At 74.0% G+C, this 22798-nt stretch carries 12 protein-coding genes; 3 read left to right on the forward strand and 9 right to left on the reverse strand.

The features are described 5' to 3' along the window. Positions 1-134: 134 nt before the first annotated feature. The 4 genes from ACFRQN_RS28920 to ACFRQN_RS28935 are packed head-to-tail and all read right to left on the reverse strand — an operon-like array spanning position 135 to position 4618. Positions 135-1619, reverse strand: a complete 1485-nt coding sequence (locus ACFRQN_RS28920) for an AMP-binding protein (protein ID WP_380743138.1) — start codon at positions 1617-1619, stop codon at positions 135-137. Next, complete coding sequence (locus ACFRQN_RS28925; protein WP_380743139.1) at positions 1616-2845, reverse strand: thiolase family protein; 1230 nt, start codon at positions 2843-2845, stop codon at positions 1616-1618. Before ACFRQN_RS28925 ends, ACFRQN_RS28920 begins: the two co-directional genes overlap by 4 nt. Further along, a complete protein-coding gene (locus ACFRQN_RS28930) occupies positions 2842-3774 on the reverse strand; it encodes a fumarylacetoacetate hydrolase family protein (protein ID WP_380743141.1) in 933 nt (310 codons plus the stop codon). Before ACFRQN_RS28930 ends, ACFRQN_RS28925 begins: the two co-directional genes overlap by 4 nt. Before the next feature lie 52 nt (positions 3775-3826). Continuing rightward, positions 3827-4618: a cyclase family protein gene (locus tag ACFRQN_RS28935; protein WP_074003404.1), complete on the reverse strand. Its 792-nt coding sequence runs from the start codon at positions 4616-4618 to the stop codon at positions 3827-3829. A 140-nt stretch (positions 4619-4758) separates the two neighbouring features. Between ACFRQN_RS28935 and ACFRQN_RS28940 the strand changes: the two genes are divergently transcribed. The 3 genes from ACFRQN_RS28940 to ACFRQN_RS28950 all read left to right on the forward strand — a co-directional run bounded on the left by ACFRQN_RS28940 (position 4759) and on the right by ACFRQN_RS28950 (position 7180). Further along, positions 4759-5367 carry a TetR/AcrR family transcriptional regulator gene (locus ACFRQN_RS28940; protein WP_380743143.1) on the forward strand — a complete coding sequence of 203 codons (609 nt, stop codon included), beginning with the start codon at positions 4759-4761 and terminating at the stop codon, positions 5365-5367. 46 nt (positions 5368-5413) lie between these two features. After that, positions 5414-5728: a hypothetical protein gene (locus ACFRQN_RS28945; protein ID WP_074003402.1), complete on the forward strand. Its 315-nt coding sequence runs from the start codon at positions 5414-5416 to the stop codon at positions 5726-5728. 129 nt (positions 5729-5857) lie between these two features. Next, positions 5858-7180: an MFS transporter gene (locus ACFRQN_RS28950; RefSeq protein ID WP_380743144.1), complete on the forward strand. Its 1323-nt coding sequence runs from the start codon at positions 5858-5860 to the stop codon at positions 7178-7180. A 72-nt stretch (positions 7181-7252) separates the two neighbouring features. On the opposite strand, the gene ACFRQN_RS28955 is transcribed toward ACFRQN_RS28950, so the two are convergent. The 5 genes from ACFRQN_RS28955 to ACFRQN_RS28975 form a co-directional block, all read right to left on the reverse strand. After that, positions 7253-7909 carry a hypothetical protein gene (locus tag ACFRQN_RS28955; RefSeq protein ID WP_074003400.1) on the reverse strand — a complete coding sequence of 219 codons (657 nt, stop codon included), beginning with the start codon at positions 7907-7909 and terminating at the stop codon, positions 7253-7255. After that, positions 7906-8727: an ATP-binding cassette domain-containing protein gene (locus ACFRQN_RS28960; RefSeq protein ID WP_241852954.1), complete on the reverse strand. Its 822-nt coding sequence runs from the start codon at positions 8725-8727 to the stop codon at positions 7906-7908. Before ACFRQN_RS28960 ends, ACFRQN_RS28955 begins: the two co-directional genes overlap by 4 nt. Positions 8728-8788: 61 nt before the next feature. Then, positions 8789-9280, reverse strand: a complete 492-nt coding sequence (locus ACFRQN_RS28965) for a hypothetical protein (RefSeq protein WP_380743146.1) — start codon at positions 9278-9280, stop codon at positions 8789-8791. A gap of 341 nt (positions 9281-9621) precedes the next feature. Then, complete coding sequence (locus tag ACFRQN_RS28970; protein WP_074003397.1) at positions 9622-9855, reverse strand: MbtH family protein; 234 nt, start codon at positions 9853-9855, stop codon at positions 9622-9624. Continuing rightward, positions 9852-22724: an amino acid adenylation domain-containing protein gene (locus tag ACFRQN_RS28975; protein WP_380743148.1), complete on the reverse strand. Its 12873-nt coding sequence runs from the start codon at positions 22722-22724 to the stop codon at positions 9852-9854. The genes ACFRQN_RS28970 and ACFRQN_RS28975 overlap by 4 nt, the downstream gene beginning before the upstream one ends. Positions 22725-22798: the final 74 nt, after the last annotated feature.

Genomic DNA, 22798 nt, shown 5'->3' on the forward strand with positions numbered 1-22798 from the left:
GGCCTGCACCGCGTGGTGCAGGCCGTCGCCTTCCTGCCGGCAGTCTCGGAGGAGCTTGTCGTTCTCCATGCGGGCGAGGGCCTGGCCGTCGACGGTGTCGTCCTCGGGTGTGCGGGCAGGGCGCTCGCGACGGTTCAGGGCCGGTCGCGGAGTCTCCTCTTGTCGATCTTGCCCAGGGCGGTGAGGGGCAGCGCGTCCGTGAGGCGGATCCGCTTCGGCGCCCAGAGCGCGCCCCTGCGGGCGCGGACGTGCTCGGTCAGCTCGTCGGGGGTGGCACGCTGCCCCGGGTGCAGCACCACGGTGGCGGTGACGGCCTCGCCCCAGTGCGGGTCGGGGGTGCCGTACACGGCGACGGCGGCGACGGCCGGGTGGTCGGCGAGGACGTCCTCGACCTCGCGCGGGTAGACGTTGAAGCCGCCGGTGATGATGGTGTCCTTGATCCGGTCGATGATCGTGATCAGGCCGGTGTCGTCCCGGCGGGCTATGTCGCCGGTGTGCAGCCAGCCTCCTTCGAAAGCCGCTGAGGTCTGGTCGGGCTTGTTCCAGTAGCCGTCCATCACGAGCGGCCCGCGGACGCACAGCTCGCCGGGCTCGCCGTCCGGTACCGGCAGGCCGTGCAGGTCGAGCAGGGCGACCTCCACGCCGGGCATCGGCCGACCGCAGCTTCCCAGGACGTGCGGGTCGTCCCGGTGTTCGGCCGGGTCCAGGACGGTCAGCGCGTTGGGGGCCTCGGCCTGGCCGTAGTGCTGGCTGAGCACGGGCCCGAGGAGGCGGTGGGCCTCGGCGAGCCGGGCGGGGTCGGCGGGTGCGGCGCCGTAGAGGACCCAGTTCAGCCCCGACAGGTCGGCGGCGGGGAGCCGGGGGTGGTCGAGCAGGGCGTAGAGCATGGTGGGGACGACGAACGTGGCGCTCACCCCGTCGTGCTCGACCGCGTCGAGGACGCGGTCCGGGTCGAAGGAGGGGTGCAGTTCGAAGCTCGCGCCGCGCAGCAGGCCGGGTGCGACGAGGAGGCCGGCGGCGTGGGACATGGGGGTGGTGATCAGGAAGTGGGTGTCCGGCGGCCAGGCCCAGGTGGAGCAGGCCCAGGCGTTGGCGAGCAGGGAGCGGTCGCACAGCATCACGCCCTTGGGCTCGCCGGTCGTGCCGCCGGTGTAGAAGAGGTACAGGGCGGGGCCGCGTGGGTCGCCGGGGCCGGGGGTGGTGTCGGCGGCGAGACCGTCGAGTTCGGCGAGGGTGACCGTTCCGACGCCCTCGGGGCGGGCGCGGGAGGCGAAGCGGGTCTCGTCCACGACCAGGCAGCCGGAGGCGCTGTCGCGCAGGACGGTCCGGTCGGTGTCGGCGGTGGCCAGCGGGTGCAGGGCGGTGTAGCGCAGTCCGGCCAGGCAGGCGGCGGCCATGACGGTGAACGCCCGCGGGTCCGGGCCGCACAGCAGGGCCAGTCCGTCGCCGGGTGCGAGACCCAGCCGCCCGAACGCGGCCGCGGTGCGCTCGATCCGGTTCGCGGTCTCACCGTAGGTCCAGGTGCGCTTGGCCCCGTCGTCGTCGGTGAAGCGGAAGGCGGTGCGTTCGGGCCGTCTGCGCAGCGCGGAGAGGATCAGGTCGGCGTAGCCGGGGCTCATCGGGCTCTCCCCAGGATGGTCACGGCGGCGACCGCCTCCTCGATTCCGTAGAGGCCGCCGCCGTTCTCGGCGATGGCGACGCGCGCGCCGGGGACCTGGCGCTCGCCGGCCCGGCCCCGCAGCTGGGTGACCAGTTCGAAGACCTGCGCCAGCCCGGTGGCGGACACCGGGTGGCCGCGCGATTCGAGTCCGCCCGACGGGTTCACCGGAAGGGAGCCGCCGAGTGCGCTCGCGCCCGAGGCCGACCAGGGGCCGCCGTCGCCGATCGGGCAGAAGCCCAGGTTCTCCACCTGCTGGATCTCGCCGAAGGCGGTGGCGTCGTGGACCTCCGCCACGTCGACGTCCTGCGGCCCGAGTCCCGCCTTCTCGTAGGCGGCGAGCGCGGCCCGGCGGCCGATGTGCCGTCCGGCGTCGTCCGCCGCCCGGTCGGTGCCGGACAGCAGGACGCTGCTCAGCACCGCCACGGCCGAACCGTCGTGGGGGAAGTCGGCCCTGGTCACGACGACGGCGGCGGCGCCGTCGCTGACCGGTGAGCACATCGGCACCGTCAGCGGCCACGCCACCCGGCGCGCCGCCAGGACCTGGTCCGCGGTGAACGGCTTGCGGAAGTGGCCCCAGGGGTTGTGGACGGAGTGTGCGTGGTTCTTCGCGGCGACCGCGGCCAGCTGGGCTTCGGTGGTGCCGAAGCGCTGCATGTGGGCGCGGGCCAGGGAGGCGTAGATCTCCATGAACACCGAACGCTCGCCCTCGGGGACGGACAGCTCGGGCGGCAGGGGCTCGGACAGGGCGGCGAGCGCGGCGAGGGCCTCCTCGCGGTGGGCGACGTCCATGGCTCCGTCGAACACCGCCAGCCCCTGGGCGGGGTCGGCGCAGACCAGCTTGTCCACGCCGACGGCCAGGGCGACGTCCGACAGGCCCGCCCGGACGTGGGCGATGGCCAGCCACAGCGCGGTGGCACCGCCCGCGCAGGCGTTCTCCACGTTCACCACGGGCACGCCGGCGAACCCGTGCGGGCGCAGCGCGACCTGGCCGGGGATCATGTGCTGCCCGTCGATGGCCTTCTGACTGACCGTGGCGTGGAATACCGCGCCGACGTCGGCCGGGGTGAGTCCGGCGTCGCGCAGCGCCTCGTGGGCGGCCTGGCCAGCGAGGTCGCCGGCGGTGCGGTCGAGGTGGCGGCCGAAGGGGGTGGCGCCGACGCCGAGGACCAGTGCTTCGCGGTTCATGACACCACCCGGTTGCGCAGGATGCCGAGGCCGGACACTTCGAGTTCCACGGTGTCGCCGGGTTCCAGGAAGCGACCGTGTTCCAGCCCGCAGCCGGTGGGCACGGTGCCCGAGCCGAAGACCTCACCGGCGTGCAGCCGGGTCGACCGGGAGGCGAAGACGATCATGTCGGCGAAGGTGTGGTGCATGTCGGCGGTGGTGCCGCGGCTGACCTCCTCGCCGTTGACGCGGGCGGTCATGGTGAGCTTGTAGGGGTCGCCGACCTCGTCGGCGGTGGTGATCCACGGGCCGAGGACGTTGGCGTCGGTGAAGTCCTTGCTCTTGCTCAGGCCCAGGCCGGTGGCGATCTCCTCCAGCTGGGTGTCGCGGGCGCTGAAGTCGTTGAAGACCGTGTAGCCGAAGATGTGCGCGGGGGCGTCCGCGGCCGTGATGTCGGTGCCGCCGCGGCCGAGCACGCAGGCGAACTCCAGCTCGTAGTCCCGCACCGAGGAGTACGCGGGCCAGGTGATGTCGCTGTCGTGGCCGGTCACCGAGAGCCGGTTGGTGAAGTAGTACAGCGGGCGTTCGAGCATGATGGCGGGCAGCTCGACCTGGTCGGCCGGGATGCCCTCGATCCGGGCGCGGGCGTTGCGGAAGTGGCCAGGGAAGGCGCCGAAGTCCCGGATCTGCACGGGCCGGGGCAGCGGGGAGAGCCAGCGCACCTCGGAGGCGGCGGCCACGGCTTCCTCCGGGGCCTGTTCGGCGAGCCGGTCCAGGGTCCGTCGTACGGGGTCGCCGCCCTCGACGATCAGCTGCATGGTGGCCAGCGCGGGGGCGTGCTCACCGGTCGTCAGGTGGTGGGCGCGGTCGAGCAGCAGCAGGCGTGCGCCCCGGTCGAGGACGAGGGCGGTGCGCTCGGCGCCCTCATGCTCCACGGTTGCGAGTTTCACGGTGGGTTCCTCTCCTCAGCGGGGTCCAGCAGGGGTCCAGCGGGGTCCGGGCTCAGACGAAGGCGACGACGCGGGCCGGGGCGGCGCTCGCGCGGGCGATCTTGATCGGGAAGAACGCCACCCGGAACCCGGACGGCGGCAGTGCGGCGAGGTTGGTCATCTGCTGGACGATGAAGACCTCCCGCTCGCGGCCGGCCCGGTGGCCGTCCCACAGCACGGAGTTGTCGCCGCTCTCGTGGAACTTGCGCGCCATCACGGAGAAGCCCAGGTCCCAGCCCCCGGCGTCGGTGCCGAGCACCTTGGCTCCGAGGCCGGCCAGGAAGAGCGTCGACTCGTGGCTCATCCCCGGGTAGCGGAAGAACTCGGGGTCGGACAGCCCGTAGCGCTCCTGGCCGGTGCGCAGCAGGATCGCGCCGCCGGCCGGGACCGGGGCGCCGTTGTCGGCGAGGGCGGCCTCCAGTGCCTCGACGGTGATCGGGGCGTCGAGCTCGCAGCGCCCCCGCAGGTCCAGCACGAGCGCCTCGCACCACAGCTCGTCCAGGGCGATGTCGGTGATGGTGCGGGCCGGCTTGCCTTCGCAGGTCGAGCCGTAGTGCAGCGGGGCGTCCACGTGGGTGCCGAGGTGGGTGTTGAAGTCGGTCAGCGTCTCCGCGCCCCAGCCCTCACCGTCGGGCAGGTCCTCGACGCGGCAGTGCAGGGCGGCGGCGAACTGCTCGCGGCCCTCGCCCGCGGGGTGGGCGTAGGCGATGGAAGGCGCGATCACCTCGGCGAACGGACGCAGCTGCTCGGGGAGCAGCTCGCGGTCGGCGGGGTCCAGCGTCCTGGTCAGGTCGATCAGTTCCATGATGACTCCCCTTGGTTATTGGACGTTCAGCATAGAACTGGACAGTCAGCATAGGCAAGCGGTCGCCGTCCCGGTGCCAGCCGATCGGCGTGACAGAATCGGCCGCGTCAGACGGCCATGACCTTGGGAAAGGACGCCGCGTGGGTGCGACCCGCAAGCAGGAGATCTCCGCCGAGACCCAGCGCCGGCTGGTGGCCGCCGCCTGGGAACTCGCCGCCGAGGGCGGAGCCGCCGCGGCGTCCGTCCAGGCCGTGGCGGAGCGCTCCGGCATCAGCCGGGGCTCCGTGGCCTGGCACTTCGGCTCGAAGGACGGGCTGCTGAAGGCGGTCGTCGAGGAGGCGTTCCGGTGGGGCGCCGACTTCCTGCGCGAACGCCTCGCCGCCGCCGGGCCGGGCGCCGGTGTCGAGGTGCTGATCGAGGCGAACTTCGCCCTGATGTCCCGGCCCGAGGCACGCATCTTCTCGACGCTCCTGATCGAGGCGGTGAGCCGCGAGTCCGCCCTGCGCGCCACCTACGCCGAGGAGTACGCCAAGATCCGCGTCCTGTACGCCGACCACCTGCGTGCGACGGGCGCGCACGTCGCCGACCCGGAGGCCGTCGCGGCGGCGCTGCTCGGCGGCACCCTGGGCGTCAACATCCAGCACCACCTGGACCCGGATCTGGACCGGGCACGAGCCGTGACGGCGATGACCGGCATCTACACCGACGCGCTGTCCGGCACCGGACCGCATGCCCCGTCCGGCGCCTGACCCCCGCCTGGACGGGGGAGGCACCTTCGCGGCTGAGGAGGACGGCTTGCCGGGCGCGGCCGGTGAGGTCGCCGAGTTCGGCGTACTCCACTGCGGCGAGTTCGGTGGCGGTCCCGGTGAGGACGGCGTCGGTGAGGTCCGCGTCGCCGATTGCGTGCAGGGCACGGCCGGCGCGCTGGGCGGATTCGGCCAGGAGGCTGTATTCGACGTCGAGCATGCCCCCAACGAGTTTGTCGAGCAGCACCTTCTGAAGCTGGAACCGGCCGGCGCCGTTCGCGACGCGGGGGTGGCTCGCCGAGCTCGAAGTCGGTGTCGTCGAGGGCACCGAGTCCTCATCTTCCGGAGCGCGTCCACCGGCTGAATCCGGTGAATCCGGTGAATCCGGTTTCCGCGACCCGGTCGACGCCTCCCGATTTCGCGTGTTTGAATTGCCCGGACGTGTCGGTGGACGCCGACCGGGACGGGGGAGGAAATGGCCAGGGCACGGAGGGTGGAAATCGATGCCGGCGCGGGTGGCTCAATGGCCGTCGAGTCGAATCGTTCCATCGAGCGGACAAATCCGTCGGCCCGGCGTGATTTCCGCTGGTACTGGCTCGGCCAGACCGCGAGTGTCGTGGGCCATCAGGTGGCGATCTTCCTCTTCCCCACCACCGCCATCGTCCTGTTCGACGCTTCCGATGTGGGCGTCGGTCTGCTGAATGCGGCGGGCACCGCCCCGTACCCGGCTCTGGCGCTCTTCGCCGGCGTCGCGATGGACCGTCGGCGGCGCAGGCCGGCCATGATGCTGTCGACCGTGGGCATGATGCTGGCGCTCGCCGCGATTCCGCTGGCCGCCGCCGCGGGGGTGCTGGGAATGGCGGAACTGTGTGCGGCGGCGCTCCTCGCCGGTTCGTTCGGCGTCCTCTACGACGTCGCCAACCAGTCGCACCTGCCGACCCTGCTGCCGAGGGACATGCTGCCGCGGGCGAACGCCAGGCTGGAGGTGTCGACCTCGCTCGCCATGCTCGGCGCACCGGCCCTGGGCGGTCTGCTGACTCAGTTCCTCGCCGGTACGACGGCCCTGGCGGTGGTCGCCGCCGGTTTCGTCATACCGGTCTTCACGCTCATGAGGCTTCGCACCCCGGAGCCTCCGGCGCCACGGCGGCAGGGGGGTTCGATGTCCGCCGAGATGAAGGAGGGGGTCGCGGCATTGTGGCGGCACCCGCTGCTGCGTGCCACGACGGTGGCCGCCGTGCTGCGGAACCTGGGGAACGCGGCCGCCTCGACGGTGTCGCTGCTCTTCGCCTACCGGGCCCTCGGTCTCCCGCCCGGCACCGTCGGAGTGCTCTTCACCCTGGTGGGCCTCGGCGGGGTGGGCGGCGCGTGGATGGCGGACCGGATGCTGGCCCGCTTCGGTCTGGGCGCGACCCTCGTCACGGCCTGCGCCTCCGGAGCGGTGTGGGCCGCGGCCCCGCTGGCGCTGTGGTTGCCGGCCGTTCCGACCCTGGTGGTGGTCGGGGCGGCGGCCTCGGTGTGGGTGCCGGTGTGGAACGCCACGATCACCACCTTGCGGCAGTCGGTCACCAGGGCGGATCTGCTGGGCCGCGTGCACGCGACGTCGCGGACCATCAACTTCTGCGCGATGCCGCTCGGGGCCCTGCTGGGCGGGGTGGCCGTCGATGTCCTGGGCGGCGCCATGGGCCCGGAGGCCGGTACGGGGTGGGCACTCGTGCTGACCGGGCTGGCGTCGGCGGCCGCGACCGTCGTGTTGCTCCGCTCCGGGCTGCGTTCGGTGCGGGAGGTTCCCGGCGCGGGGACCGAGGGGGCGGCGTGAGCCGCCGGCGGCGGAGGCGCCGGGTACGGACCGGGGAACGTCCCGCGCCGTCGCGGGACGTTCCCCTGGTGGTCAGCTCTTCTTGACGGCGATCGCGTGGGTGACGGCCGTTCCCGCCGCGAGCAGAACCGCGGCGGCGGCGGCCAGCACGCCCGTGGAGCCCAGGACGTCCGCCGACTTCGACGCGTGCTGGAGGTCGGTCAGCAGGATGTTGACCGGGGACACGCCCTTGCCGAGCATGGCGGCCAGCAGGAGCGCCAGGGCGACGACGAGTGCGTAGCCCTGCCGCCGGAACACCAGCCGTGAGCAGACGAATCCGATGGACATGCCGGTGAAGGCGCAGGTCAGTTGGGCCTCCGTGCCGAGGGCCAGATCGGCGGGGCCGACGGTGTGGGTTCCGAACAGCAGCGGCAGTGCCAGGCCGGCCCCCGTCAGCAGCAGGCACCAGACGGCAGCGGTCGCGACCGATCCGAGCACCATTCTCAGGTGGCTGCCCGCGCTGACGACCACGATCGAGCGATGCGGCGGGTCTTCCAGGCCGATCAGCGTCATGGTCAGCCAGGTGGAGCACAGCAGCATGGCGCCCGCCACCGCGGAATACGTGGCGGGGAGCGGGCCGGTGTCGCTGCTGGTCAGCACGGCGGCGAGGCCGATGAACACGAGCAGCGGCGCGAGGTAGCGCTGGGAGAGCAGCAGAACCGTGAACATGTAGCGGACCAAGGGGATCACCGGGCAACACTCCCGGCGTCGGTGCGGGAGCCGTGGTCGTGCGCGGCCCTGGCCACCGCGTCCACCGACCACCGGTGCTGCAGCGCCGTCATCAGTACGGCGTCGGAGTGTTCCCGGGTCACCCGCAGGATCGTGTCCTGGCCCCGGCGGGCGGCGTTTACCACGCCCGGGAGCGAGTACCAGTCCGGCTCGGCCGGGACCGCGCCGTCGGCCGGCACGGTCAGGACCAGTTCGACCACCGGGGCGGGGCCCTCGGCGTGCGTGCCGCCCCGCCAGACGACCCGGCCGTCGGTGATGGCGTAGGCGCCGGTGGCGTGCGTCCCGGTGATCGCCTCGCGGTGGTCGGTGAAGACCACCGCGCCGCGTCGGGCGGCCACTTCGTCGATGAACTCGCCCAGGACGCCGTGGGCCGAGGCGTCCAGGCCCGACCACGGTTCGTCGAGGACCAGCAGGTCGGGCCGGACGAGCAGGGCCTGGGCCAGCGCGACCTTCTGTGCGTTGCCTTTGGAGAGTGTGCGCAGCGACGCGGTCGGGCCGCCCACGAGGGCCAGCCGGTCCAGCAGGTGGCCTCCCCGCGCGCGGGCGGCGGAGGTGGACATGCCTCGGATGCGTCCCATGTGGGTGAGGTAGGAGATCGCCGAGATGCGTTCGTGCGCCGTGAAGCGGTCCGGTACGTAGCCGATGGTCGGCGGTCGGCCCGACACCTTGCCGGACGTGGGCTGCGACAGCCCGACCAGGATCTTCAGCAGGGTCGACTTCCCGGAACCGTTGGTGCCGACCACGGCGACCACCTCGCCGGCGGAGACCTCCATGTCCACATCGGTGAGGATCCACCGTCCTCCGCCATAGCGTTTGCAGACAGCTTTGCAGTGTAACAAGTCAACTCCCGGCTGTGATGTCCATACTCACGCTACTACAGTGAGGCATCGGGTCGGCGCGGATGTCAACAAGACGCACGCCGCGGTCGGCGAAAAGGGTCGCAAGCCTGTTCAGTCCTTCTTCCAAGTGTTCACCGGAGAGGGAACTGCAGGACAGTCGGAGGTGGTTCCGCCCCTCCTTCCCGGCATGGAAGTGCAATATCGGCGTAAAGAGCGCGCCGAATTCCTGGCCGGACCTTTCGAGCAATTCGTCGCCGACGGTGAACGGCACATCGACGACGACGAAGAAACCGCCGTGCGGGGTTTTCCGGGAAACGTCCGGGCACCGCCGGAACGGCGATTCCGGACCGCGAAGGTGGTGGGCCGGATCGCGCTGGTGGATCCGCCGGTCGCCGGAGGTCGCCCGGGTCGGGCTGAAGCCCGCCTCCGGCAGGGCGTCCCCGACGACGGCCTGCGAGATCGGCGCGGTGTTCACGGTGACCGGCACGTCCACGGTCGCCACGAGGGCCCGGCAGCCGAGTGGCTCCGCCCGGTCCGCCGGCGCCACCGCGTCGAAGGCGGCCCGGTCCGCGGACAGCGTGTCGTCTCCCGGCCGCTGCCGCCCTCGACGAAGTCTCACTCCTCGGGCGCTGTGGCGGCGCGCGCCGCGCTCCGCAGGCCGATCAGGCCGATCGGGCCGCCCAGGCCGGGCGGCGCCGCCCGGCCTGGTCCGGCGCGTCCGTGACGGTCAGCCCGTATCCGCGGACGAACCCGGCGGTCCGGGTGTCCAGGTCGGTGACGCGCGGAAGCGGATGTGGTCGACGGTCAGGTTCTCGAAGGGGCTGCGGTCGGTGTTCACGGCGTGGCGCGCCCACCCGCCGCGGCGTCCATCGCCGCGATCAGGCTGTCGGGACGCATGTCGGTCCAGTGCTCGTTCACGTGGTCGATGCAGGACTGGCGGTCGGCCTCGCCGTGGACGGCCTCCCAGCCGGCCGGCACCTCGGCGAACGCGGGCCACAGCGAGTACTGGCCCTCGGCGTTGCGCAGCACGAGGTAGGTGGCGTCGTCGTCCTCGAAGGGATTGGTCATCGGTTGGTTCCCCCTGTGTGTTGTGTGGGTGCGGTGAGTTCCCGGAGCCGGTCCGCGAGTGCCGGGCCGATCACGCCGAGGGCCTGTGGCCGGGTCATCTCCTCGTGCCCGCAGGCGACTTCGTGCGTTCGCAGCGGGCCGTCGAGGTGCGGCTCCCAGAGCTTTGCCTCGAGTCGGTCATGGTCCCGGTCCTGACCCCGGTCGTGGGCCCGGTCCCGGTCGTGGGTCGCGGCGAAGTGCAGCAGCTCCCCGTTGAAGACGCCCGGGGTGAAGGCCTGGGCGGCCCGGGCGACGCCCAGGTACACGGCCGCCAGGTTGTCCCGGACCCGGTCGTCGAGCTGCAGGCCGGCGGTCTCCCGCCGTACCGCCTCGGCGACCTCCTCGGGCGACGGGGCGGCGACCGGGGCCAGGCCGGCCAGCGGATAGCCGTCCAGCACCGCGAGCAGACCCACCTGTTCGCCGGCCGCCTGGAGTTGCACGGCCATCTCGTGGGCGATCAGACCGCCCGCCGACCAGCCGAGCAGGTGGTACGGACCCTGCGGGGCGACCCGGCGGATCTCGGCGACGTACGCCGCCGCCGCGTCGGCCACCGTCGCCGGGAGGCGGTCCGGCCCGCCCTCCAGCCCTGGCGACTGCAGCGCGTACAGCGGGTGGCAGTCGTCCAGGTACCGGGCCAGCCCGGCGAACGACCAGCCGAGGCCGGCGGCCGGATGGACGCAGAACACCGGTGCGCGCCCGCCGCCCGGCCGCAGCGGCAGCAGGACGTCCCAGTCGCCGCCGCGCCGGGACCCGTCCGCGGCACCGTCCAGGGCGGCCGCCAGCTCCGCGACCGACGGGGACTCGAACAGCAGCCGCAGTCCGAGGTCGAGGCCCAGCACGGTGTGGACCCGGTCGATCAGCCGGGCGGCCAGCATGGAGTGGCCGCCGGCGTCGAAGAAGCTGTCGTGGACCCCGAGGTCGGGAGCGCCGAGGACCTCCGCGAAGAGCTCGCGCAGGACCGCTTCGCGTGGGCTGCGCGCGGCGCGGTCCGGCTGTCCGGAGAAGTCCGGCTCCGGCAGCGCGGCACGGTCCAGCTTCCCGTTCGGCGTGACCGGAAGCGCCGGCAGGACGATCACCGCGGCCGGGACCATGTGGGCGGGCAGCAGCCCGGCCGCGTGCGCGCGCAGTTCGGCCGGGTCCGGCGCGTCACCGTGCGGTACGGCGTAGCCGATCAGCCGCGGCTCGCCCCGGCCGTCCTCGCGGACGGTCAGCACGGCCTGGGCGACGGCCGGATGGTCGAGCAGCGCGGCCTCGATCTCGCCCGGCTCCACCCGGAACCCGCGCACCGAGAGCTGGTGGTCAGCGCGGCCCAGGAAGTGCAGCCGGCCCTCGCGGTCCCAGCGGACCAGGTCGCCGGTGCGGTACATCCGTGAGCCCGGCGGGCCGAACGGATCGGGCAGGAACCGTTGCGCGGTCAGCCCGGGCCGGCCGAGGTAGCCGCGGGCCAGGCCGGGACCGCTCACGTACAGCTCCCCGGCGACGCCCGGCGGCACGGGCCGCAGCCGCTCGTCGAGGACCCGCACGCCGGCGCCGCCGATGGGACGGCCGATCGACGGGCGGTCCTGGCCGGTCAGCGGCTCGCTCATGGTGGCGCAGACGGTCGTCTCGGTCGGACCGTACGCGTTGATCAAGCGCCGTCCGGAGCCCCACCGGTGCACCGCGTCGGCGGGCATCGCCTCGCCGGCCACGGCCAGGGTGCGGACCGTCGCCAGCCCGTCCGGCGGCAGGACCGACAGCGCCACCGGCGGCAGGGTCACGTGGGTGACCCGGTGCCGGGCGATCAGCTCGGCCAGCGGGCGGCCCGGCATCAGCTCCTCCCTGGTGGCCAGCACCAGTTCGGCACCGGACAGCAGCGCCATGCACAGTTCGGAGAAGGCGGCGTCGAAGCTCGGCGAGGCGAACTGCAGCACCCGGTCCGCCGCGGTGACCTGGAAGCGGTCGATCTGACGGGCCGCCAGGTTTGCGATGCCCTCATGGGTCACCACCACCCCGTTCGGGCGGCCGGTGGAGCCCGAGGTGTGGATGACGTACGCCGGATGGGCGGTCAGCAGCGCGGCGGTGCGGTCCTGGTCGGCCGGGTCGGTGTCCGGTGCCGCTTCGAGCGTCCGCGCGGTGAGCGGGTCGTCGAGCACCAGCGCGGCGGCCGGCTCCGGCAGCCGGTCGGCCGTCGAGCGCAGGGCGAGCACCCGGGACGGCCGGGCGTCGGCCAGCATGTGCCGGATCCGCTCGGCCGGGTAGTCCGGGTCCACCGGCAGGCAGGCGCCGCCCGCCTTGAGCACGGCCAGCACGGCCGTGACCTGCTCGGGCGAGCGCGGCAGCAGCAGCGCCACGGTGCTCTCCGGGCCCACCCCGAGCGAACGGAGGTGGTGCGCCAGCCGGTTGGCCCGGCGGTTCAGCTCCGCGTACGACAGGGTGTCGGCGCCGTAGCGCAGCGCCGTACGGTCCGGTGTGCGCGCCACCTGCCCCTGGAACAGCTCCGGCATCGTTCGCGCGGGGACCGGCGGCTCCGGAGCGCCGGACCACTGCTCGAGGTCGAGCCGCTCGGGCGGCAGTAGCACGTCCAGGGAGCCGATCGGCGCCCGCGGGTCGTCCGCGACAGCGGCCAGCAGGGCCACCAGGCGGCCGGCCAGCGCGGTCACGGTGGCCTCGTCGAACAGGTCCGCGTTGTAGCGGATGCTGCCCTGTACGCCCGCCGTCAGGCCCTCCGGTGTGTGGCTCTCGCGGAGGGAGACGTCGAGGTCGAACCTGGCGGTGCCGGCGTCCACCTCCGGCTGGGTGATCGTCAGGCCGTCCAGGTCGAACCGCGGCGGCTCGGTGTTCTGCAGCACCAGCAGGACCTGGAACAGCGGGTGCCGGGACACCGAGCGGGTCGGGCTCAGCACCTCGACCAGCCGCTCGAACGGCACGTCCTGGTGGGCGTAGGCGGCCAGCGCGGTGGTGCGGACCCGGTGCAGCAGCGTGACGAAGTCCGGATCGCCGGAGGTGTCGGTGCGCAGCACCACGGTGTTGGCGAAGAAGCCCACCAGCCGGTCGAGGGCCTGGTCGCCGCGGCCCGCCAGCGGGCTGCCCACCGGGATGTCCGTCCCGGCACCGAGCCGGGTGAGCAGCGCGGCGAGCGCGGCCTGGAAGACCATGAAGGTGGTGACGCCCTCACGCCGGGACAGTTCGGTCAGTTTCCGGTGCAGCCGCGCGTCCAGGTCGAGCGGCACGTGGCCGCCCCGGTGGCCGGGCGTGGTGGGGCGCGGACGGTCGGTGGGCAGCGTCAGCTCCTCCGGCAGGTCCGCCAGGGCATCCTGCCAGTGGGCGAGCTGCCGGGCGATGGCGCTGTCCGGGTCGTCCTCGGTGCCGAGCAGTTCCCGCTGCCAGAGCGTGTAGTCCGCGTACTGGACCGCCAACGGCTCCCACCGCGGGGCGCGGCCCGCCGAGCGGTCCCGGTAGGCGGTGGTGAGGTCGCGGGCGAGCGGGGCGTACGAGGAGCCGTCGCCGGCGATGTGGTGCAGCACCAGGAGCAGGACGTGCTCGGTGGGCGAGATCCGGAACAGCGCGGTGCGCAACGGCGGTTCGACGGCGAGGTCGAAGCCGGTGCGGGTGGCGGCGGACAGCGCGGCGGGCAGCTCCGCGGCGGTGACCGGCACGGTGACGAGGGCGACCGGGCCGTCCTCGGCCGCGAGGATCCGCTGGTGCGGGTCGCCGTCGTGGTCCGGGAAGACGGTGCGCAGGGCCTCGTGCCGTTCCACCACGTCCCGCAGCGCGGCGTCCAGCGCCGCCGGGTCGAGCTCCCCGGACAGCCGCAGGGCCAGCGGGATGTTGTAGGCCCCGGAGCCGCCGTCGAGCCGGTTGAGGAACCACAGCCGCTGCTGGGCGTACGACAGCGGGATCACCGCGGGGCGTTCGGCGGGGACGAGCGCCGGGCGGGCGGTGTCCGCGGTGTCGAGGCGGGCCACCAGGCCGGCCGGGGTCGGCGTCTCGAAGACCGCGCGCAGCGGAAGTTCGACCCCGAACGCGGAGCGGACGGCGTTGCCGAGCCGGGTGGCCAGCAGGCTGTGCCCGCCGAGCGCGAAGAAGCCGTCGTCCGGGCCGACCGAGGGCACCGCGAGCAGCTGGGCGAAGAGTTCGCCCATCAGCTCCTCGCGCGGGTCGCGCGCCCGGCCGCCGGCGGCGCGGGCGGTGAGGTCGGGGGCCGGGAGGGCGTTGCGGTCGAGCTTGCCGTTGGCGTTCGTCGGCAGCGCGTCCAGCAGGACGAACGCGGTCGGCACCATGTAGTCCGGCAGCGTGGCCGCGGCGTGCGCGGCGAGTTCCGCGCCGGTCACGCCGTTGCCCGGGCGCAGCGCCACGTGGGCCACCAGGCGCCGGTCGCCCGCCGGGTCGGCCGCGGCGCTGACCGCGGCGCCGGTCACCGCCGGGTGGCGGGTCAGGACGTTCTCGATCTCGCCCGGCTCGATCCGAAAGCCGCGTACCTTGACTTGGTCGTCGGTGCGGCCGAGGTAGTCCAGGGCGCCGTCCGGGCGGCGGCGCACCAGGTCGCCGGTGCGGTACATCCGGGCGCCGGGCCCGCCGAAGGGGTCGGCGACGAACCGCTCGGCGGTCAGCGCGGGACGGCGGAGGTAGCCGCGGGCCAGGCCCGGGCCCGCCAGGTAGAGCTCGCCGCGGACCCCGGTGGGGACCGGTCGCAGCCGCTCGTCCAGGACGTGGGCGCGCACGTGCGGCAGGGGCCGGCCGATCGGCGGCGCGGCGCTCTCCGCACCGCTCGCCTCCTCGTCCTCCGAGTACCAGGCGGTCGCGTAGACGGTGGCCTCGGTCGGGCCGTAGATGTTGGCCAGCCGCGTGCCGGGCAGCAGGCGGCGCACCTCCCGGACCAGATGCTCCGGCAGTGCCTCGCCGGCCATCACCAGGGTCCGGGCGGAGAAGGCGGCCTCGCCACCGGCGAGGAGTGCGGCGAACACCGACGGCACACCGCTGACCAGGCTGCCCGACCAGGGCCGTTCGGCCAGTTCCAGCAGGTCGCGCACGATCTCGACGTGACCGCCGGTCAGCAGCGGAGCGAACAGCTCGAACACCGAGACGTCGAAGGAGAGCGAGGTGGCGGCCAGGACGTCCGCCAGTCCCTCGGCCCCGAAGCGGTCCGCGGCCCAGTCCAGCAGCCGGGCCATGCTGCCGTGCGAGACCACGACGCCCTTGGGCCGCCCGGTGGAGCCGGAGGTGTAGATGACGTACGCGGGCGAGTCCGCCGCGATCGCCGCGCACCGCTCCTCGGCGGAGCGGGCGTCGGCGTCGGCGGGGGTGCCGGCGAGGGCGTCCCGGACCGCGGGGTCGTCCAGACGGACCCGGGGCAGCACGGACGGCTCGGGCATCCCCGGTACCGGCTCGCCCTCGGTGATCATCAGGATCGGCCGGGCGTCGGCGCAGGCGAAGGCGATCCGCTCGGCCGGCTGGGCACGGTCCACCGGAAGGTACGCCGCGCCGGACTTCAGCACCGCGAGCACCGCGACCAGCATCCGCTCCGAGCGAGGCAGCGCCACGGCGACCACGTGCTCCGGACCGGCGCCGCCGGCGACCAGCAGCCGGGCCAGGCGGTCGGCCTCGGCGTCGAGTTCGGCGTAGGACAGGGTGCGGCCCGCAGAGCTGACCGCGGGCGCCGCGGGTGTGCGTCGGGCCTGCGCCGAGAAGCGCAGCGGCACCGGGTCGAAGTGCGCCGGGCCGGACGGCTGCGCGTCGGCCGGCCGGGGCCGCTCCTGCGGCGTCAGGATGTCGACGTCCCCGATCGGCAGGGCCGGGTCGGCGGCCAGCGCGCTCAGGAACCGGATCAGCCGGTCGGCCAGCGCGACCGCGCTCGCCTCGTCGAACAGGTCCGCGCAGTAGCCCAGGGTGCCCTCGACACCGGCCGGTTCGCCCGCCGGTGAGAGGGTCTCGCGCAACTGGACGTCGAGGTCGAACTTGGCCGTCCGCTGCGGGATCCGCTGCCCGGTGACGTCGAGCCCCGGCAGGGTCACCGCCTCGCCGCCGCCGGGCTGCAGCGCCAGCATCACCTGGAACAGCGGGTGCCGCGCCAGTGACCGCGGCGGCGCCAGCACCTCGACCAGCCGCTCGAACGGGACGTCCTGGTGGGCGTAGGCCTCCAGGTCGTCCGCGGCCACCCGGCGGAGCAGGTCACCGAAGGCCGGGTTGCCGCTGGTGTCGGTGCGCAGGACCAGGGTGTTGACGAAGAAGCCGACGAGCCCCTCGAGCGAGGCGTCGGCGCGCCCGGCGACCGGGGTGCCGATCGGCAGGTCGGTGCCGGCCCCCAGCCGGGTCAGCAGTGCCGCGAGGGCGGCGTGCAGGACCATGAAGAGGGTGGCGCCGTGCTCGCGGGCCAGGCCGAGCAGGTCCGCGTGCAGTTCGGCGGGCAGTCGGAAGGCGACCTCCGCGCCCCGGTAGCTGAACTCGGGCGGCCGCGGCCGGTCGGTCGGCAGCTCCAGGCCCTCGGGCAGCCCGGCCAGCCTGTCGCGCCAGTAGGCGATCTGGCCGCTGATCCGGCTGTCCGGGTCCTGCTCGCTGCCGAGCACGGCGCGCTGCCACAGCGCGTAGTCGGCATACTGGACGGGCAGCGGCGGGAACTCCGGTGCCCGGTCGGCCAGGCGTGCCGCGTAGGCCGTGCCGAGGTCGTGGGCCAGTGGGTCCATCGACCAGCCGTCGCCGGCGATGTGGTGCAGTACCACGAGCAGCACGTGATCGGTGGGCGTCAGCCGGAAGAGCGTCGCGCGCAGCGGGAGTTCGGAACCGAGGTCGTGGCCGCGGCCGGCCTCGGCCAGCAGCGAGCGTTCGAGCGCGTCGGCGTCGGTGTCCACCACGGCGAGGCCGGGCCGGGCCTGCGCCGGGTCCAGGATCCGCTGGACCGGCTCGCCGTCGACCTCGGCGAAGACCGTGCGCAGCGACTCGTGCCGCACCACCAGGTCGCGCAGGGCCGAGCGCAGTTCGCGCTCCCGCACGGGGCCGGACAGCCGCAGCGCGATCGGGATGTTGTAGGCGCCGCCGTGTTCCTCGAGCCGGTGCAGGAACCACAGCCGGCGCTGGGCGAACGACACCGGCAGCGGGTCCGGCCGCTCCATCGGGACCAGCGGGGCCTGCGCCGGGGCCGCCCGGTCGAGCCGCTCGGCGAGCGCCGCGACGGTGGGGGCCTCGAACACGGTCCGCACGTCGAGTTCGGCGCCGAACGCGGAGCGGATCGCGTTGACCAGCCGGATGGCCAGCAGGGAGTGTCCGCCGAGCTGGAAGAAGTCGTCCTCGATGCCCGCCTCGGGCAGCCCGAGCACATCGGCGAACAGCGTGCAGAGCGCCTCCTCGCGCGGCGAGCGCGGCGCGCCCGAACCGGCCTGCACCTCCCGGTCGGGTTCCGGGAGGGCCGCGCGGTCGAGCTTGCCGTTCGCGGTGACCGGAAGGCGTTCCAGCACCATGAACGCCGCCGGAACCATGTACGCCGGCAGCCGGGCGCCGACGTGCGCCCGCAGGGCCTTGGCGAGCCGCCCGGCCTGCTGGAACAGCAGCGGCGCGTTGGTGTCGCGGGCCGTGTCGTCCTCGGGGGCGGGCTCGGCCCGTCCGGTCGGCAGGAGCGGGCCGACGGGCCCGGAGGCGTCGGCGAAGACCACGTCGAGCAGGCCGCCGGGTCCGGACGGCGACCAGGTGACGGCCGTCCGGTAGCCGAGCCGGTCGCCCAGCTCGTAGAGCAGCGCCGGGTCGACGCCGACGGCCTGCGCCAGCCGGGCCCGTACCCGGGCGAGCGGTTCGCCCGCGTCCAGGGCGGCGGTGGCCGCCGCCTCCGGCCCGGTACGGCCGTCCGGCACGCCGGTCACCCGCAGGCTCGCCGGCCGGTGCTGCGCGAGGTGGGCCTGGAGGTCCGCCAGGTCGGTGAGGTCCTGCGTCCAGTGCAGGGTGGTCGCCTCGACCGGCGGCACCGGCGCGTCCACGGCGGCGTGCAGCACGACGTCGTAGCGGTAGCGGGTCAGCTCGTTGTGGGCGTGGCCGCGCTTGACGCGGACGTCGGCGCCGGCGAGGCCGTCGGTGGCCCGGGCGAACGCGTGGAAGTAGCGGGGTGCCACCAGTAGTTCCTTCTCCCGGTCCGCCCGGCGCCGGGCCCGGCGCCGGAGCTCGGAGGAGTCCTCGGCGTCGTCGGCGCGCGCCAGTTCGACGCCGGTGTGGAAGGTGTGCAGCAGGTCCAGGTTGCGCACGTCGCCCACGAACAGCGAACCGCCGGGGGCGAGCAGGCCGGTGAGTGCGGTGAGCACGCGCCGCAGGTAGTCGGCGTCGGGGAAGTACTGCACCACCGAGTTGACGACGATCGTGTCGAAGTGCCCGGCGGGCAGCCCGGTGAGGTCGTCCGCGGTCTGGGTGCTCAGCCGCACGGTGGGGTGGGCCCCCAGGTGGGCACGGAGCGTGCGGATCGCCTGCTCGGAGAAGTCGGTGGCCCAGTACGACTCGCACTCGGCGTACAACCGGGACAGGATCAGGCCGCTGCCCACCCCGACCTCCAGCACGTGCCGCGGGCGCAGTTCGCGGATCCGCTCGACGGTGGAGCGGCGCCACTCGTCCATCTCGTCCAGCGGGATGGGCCGGCCGTCGTAGCTGCTCTCCCAGCCGGAGAAGTCCGAGCCGAAGGCAGCGGAGCGGGCGCCGTCGTACATACCGTCGTAGATCTGCCGCCACTCGGCGACGTGCTGGACCGCCCCGGTCTCCTGGTCGGCCGGCCGCAGGCCGCCCGCGACGACGTAGGCGACCAGCTGCCGTTCGCCGCGGTGGTCGGTACGGGCCAGCACCTCGGCCTCGGACACCTCGGGGTGGTCCGCCAGCACCGCGGCGACCTCTCCGGGCTCCACCCGGAAGCCTCGGATCTTGACCTGATCGTCGCCGCGGCCCATGAACTCCAGCTGCCCGCTGCCGTTCCAGCGCGCGAGGTCGCCGGTGCGGTACATCCGGCTTCCGGGCGCGCCGAAGGGATCGGCGACGAACCGCTCGGCGGTCAGGCCGGGCCGGTGGAGGTAGCCGCGCGCCAGACCGGTCCCGGCCAGCCAGGCCTCGCCGGTCACTCCCGGCGGGACCGGCCGCAGCCACTCGTCCAGCACGTAGACCCGGGTGCCGGCCAGCGGCCGCCCGAGCGGCACCCGGACGTCGGCGGTGTACGGCGACCGCAGCTCGTGGTGGGTGGCGCACAGCGTCATCTCGGTGGGCCCGTACAGCTGGCGCACGACCGCTCCCGGCGCGTGCTCCAGGACGCGCTGGACCGCGATCGGCGAGACGACGTCGCCGCCGGTGAGCACCTCGCGGACGGTGGCCAGGCACTCGGGCGCGTCCTCGGCCACGACCCGCAGGAGCCCGGCGGTGAAGTGCACGGCGGTGATCTTCTCGTCCGCGATCAGCCGGGCGATGGCGGCGGTGTCCAGCGGCCCGGGAGGGGCGAGCACCACCTCGTTCCCGGCCAGCAGCGGCACCCACAGCTCGTAGTCGCTGATGTCGAACGCGTACGGGGCGTGCATGAGCACGCGTTCGTGGTTGCCGGAGTCCCAGCACGGGTCGTCGGCGAGGGCCACCACGTCCCGGTGCGCGACGGCCACGCCCTTGGGCAGACCGGTGGAGCCGGAGGTGTACATGATGGTGGCGAGCTGGTCCGGGTGGACGACCGGCAGGTCGGGGCCGGTCGCGGCGGCATCTGCCGGCACCTGGTCGGCCCCCACCACGACGACCCGGGCCTCGTGCCGGAACTCCCGGGCGAGCATCGCCCGGTCGGTCAGCAGTACGGACGCCGCGGTGTCGGCCATGACGTATTCGAGCCGCTCCGCCGGGTACGCCTCGTGCAGCGGGACGCAGACGCCGCCGGCCTTCCAGACGGCGAGCATCGACACGACCAGTTCGGGGGAGCGCTCCAGGAAGACCGCGACCCGGCTCTCCGGTCCGACGCCCTGAGCCGTCAGGGAGCGGGCCAACGCGTCGGCCCGCCGGTCCACGTCCCGGTAGGTCAACTTCCGCTCCCCGGCGCGCAGGGCGACCCCGTCGGGGTGCTCCGCGGCCGTGCGGGAGAACCGGACGTGCAGCACCTCCTCGGCGCCGGTGACCAGCGCGGGGGTACCGGCGAGCAGCCGACGGCGTTCGTCCTCGCCGAGGATCTCCACGGCTCCGATCCGTCGGCGCGGGTCGGCCGCGACGGCCCGGAGGAAGCGGGTCAGCCGCTCGACGACGGTCTCGACCGTGGTGCGGTCGAAGATGTCGGTGCGGTACTCGACGGTGCCCTGGACGCCGTCCGCGAGCCGACCCTCGCGGAACCGCTCGGAGAGGTTGAACGCCAGGTCGAACTTGGCCGACGGCAGCGGCTCCTCGGCCAGGGTCACGTCCAGGTCGGCGAAGCGGAGCTCGGCGTCGGGGGTGTTCTGCAGCGCGAGGAAGACCTGGAAGAGCGGGTGCTGGGAGAGCGAGCGCTCGGGCTTGAGGATCTCGACCAGGCGCTCGAACGGGAGGTCCTGGTGGGCGTAGGCGGCCAGGGCGTTGTCCCGGACCGCCGTCAGCAGCTCGGTGAAGCGGGGGTCGCCCGACGTACGGGTGCGCAGTACCAGGGTGTTGACGAAGAAGCCGATCAGGTCCTCGAGGGCGGCGTCCGTTCGTCCCGAGATGGGCGAGCCGATTGGGATGTCGGTGCCCGCGCCGAGCCGGGTGCACAGGGCGGCCAGCGCGGCCTGCAGCACCATGAAGAGGCTGGCGTTGTGCCGGTGGGCGAGGTCGAGCAGCTGCTGGTGGAGTTCGGCGTCCAGGCTGAGGCCGACCGTCTCGCCGTGGAAGCCGGCCTCGCGCGAGCGCGGCCGGTCCGTCGGCAGCACGGTCTGCTCGGGCAGTGCGCGCAGCGCGTCCTGCCAGAAGCCGGTCTGCGCCGCGAGGACGCTCGCCGGGTCGTCGGGCCCGCCGAGGACCTCGCGCTGCCACAGGGTGTAGTCCGCGTACTGGACCGGGAGCGGACGCCAACCTGGCTCCTGGCCGCGGCTCCTGCTGCGGTAGGCCTGGGCGAGGTCGCGGGCGAGCACGGTCAGGGACCAGCCGTCGGCGGCGATGTGGTGCTGGACGACCAGCAGCACGTGCTCGGTCGGCGACAGTGCGAACAGGTGGGCGCGCAGGGGGGCTTCACGGGTGAGGTCGAAGGCCTCGGCCGCGGCGGCGCGCAGCCGGCCGGGCAGGTCCTCCTCGCCGGTGTCCGTCACGGTCAGGACGGGACGGGCCTCCCGCGGGTCGAGGACGAGCTGGTGGGGCTCGCCGTCGACCTCGGGGAAGACGGTGCGCAGGGCTTCGTGGCGGGCGGCCACATCGGCGAGGGCCTCGGCGAGCGCCGTGCGGTCCAGTTCGCCGCGCAGTCGCAGCACGCTCTGCATGTGGTACGCGGAGCCGTCGTCCGCCAGCCGGTTGATGAACCAGAGCCGGCGCTGCCCGAAGGACAGCGGGATCCGCGTGGGTCGTGCGGCGGGGGCGAGGGGCGTGCGCGCGCCGGCCGAGCCGTCGATCCTGGCGGCGAGGGCGGCGACGGTGGGCGCCTCGAAGAGGGTGCGCACCGGGATCTCCACGCGCAGCCGCGAGCGCAGGGCGTTCACCAGGCGGGTGGCGAGCAGGGAGTGGCCGCCGAGCTGGAAGAAGTCGTCGTCCAGCCCGACCCGGGACACTTCGAGGACCTCGGCGAACAGCTCGCAGAGGATTTCCTCCTGCGGGGTGCGCGGCCTGCGTCCGGGCCCGGCCGGGCCGAGGTCGGGGGCCGGAAGTGCCTTGCGGTCCAACTTGCCGTTGGGGGTGAGCGGCAGCACGTCGAGCACGGTCAGGACGGCCGGGACCATGTGGCCGGGCAGCCGGCGGGCGAGGTGGTCGCGCAGCGCGGCCGGGTCCGGAGCGGTGCCGGGGACGGGCACGGCGTAGCCGGTCAGGGCCGGCCCGCCGGAGCCGAGGTCCCGGACCACGACGGCGGCCTGGGCCACCTCGAGGTGGTCGGTGAGCGCGTGCTCGACCTCGCCGAGCTCGATCCGGAATCCGCGGACCTTGACCTGGCCGTCGGTGCGGCCGAGGTACTCCAGGCTGCCGTCGTCGCGCCAGCGGACCAGGTCGCCGGTGCGGTACATCCGGGATCCGGGCGGGCCGAAGGGGTCGGCCACGAAGCGTTCGGCGGTCAGCCCGGGCCGGTTCAGGTACCCGCGGGCCACGCCGGCGCCCGCGATGAACAGCTCGCCGGTGGCGCCGGTGGGCGCGGGGCGCAGCGCGCGATCGAGTACGTAGGTGCGGGTGTTCGCGAGCGGGCGTCCGATCGGCGGACGGCCGGGAAGCGCCGGGTCGACGGTGGCCGCCGTCGACCAGATGGTGGTCTCGGTCGGGCCGTAGACGTTGGTGACCTCGGCGGCGGCCTCGCCCAGTTCCCGGGCCAGGCCCTCGGGCAGCGCCTCGCCGCCGACCAGCACCTTCAGTCCCGTCAGGCCGTCCGGGCCGTGGTCCAGCATGCTGCGCCACAGTGTGGGCGTGGCCTGGACGGCCGTCACTCCGGCGTCGGTGATCAGCTGCTTGAGCGTCTGCGGGTCGTGCGCGCCGTCCTGCCCCGCGAGGACCAGCTCGCCGCCGGACAGCAGCGGCAGCAGCAGTTCCAGGTTGGCGATGTCGAAGCCGAAGGTGGTGACCGCGAGCATGCGGTCGTCGGGGCCGAAGTCCAGCCGCTCCTGGAAGTCCGTCAGCAGGTTGACGAGGTTCTCGCCCGGGATCACCGTGCCCTTGGGCAGTCCGGTCGAGCCGGACGTGTAGATCACATACGCGGGGCTGAGCGGGTGGGGGCGGGTGGGACGGTCATTCGCCATGGGATCCCTCGCTGAGGACGGCAGGGTGGAGCACAGAGCGGTGCGGGGGCGCCGGGCCCGGGCCGGTCGCGGCC

It is taken from the genome of Kitasatospora sp. NPDC056800, assembly GCF_042789775.1.
Lineage (GTDB): Bacteria > Actinomycetota > Actinomycetes > Streptomycetales > Streptomycetaceae > Kitasatospora.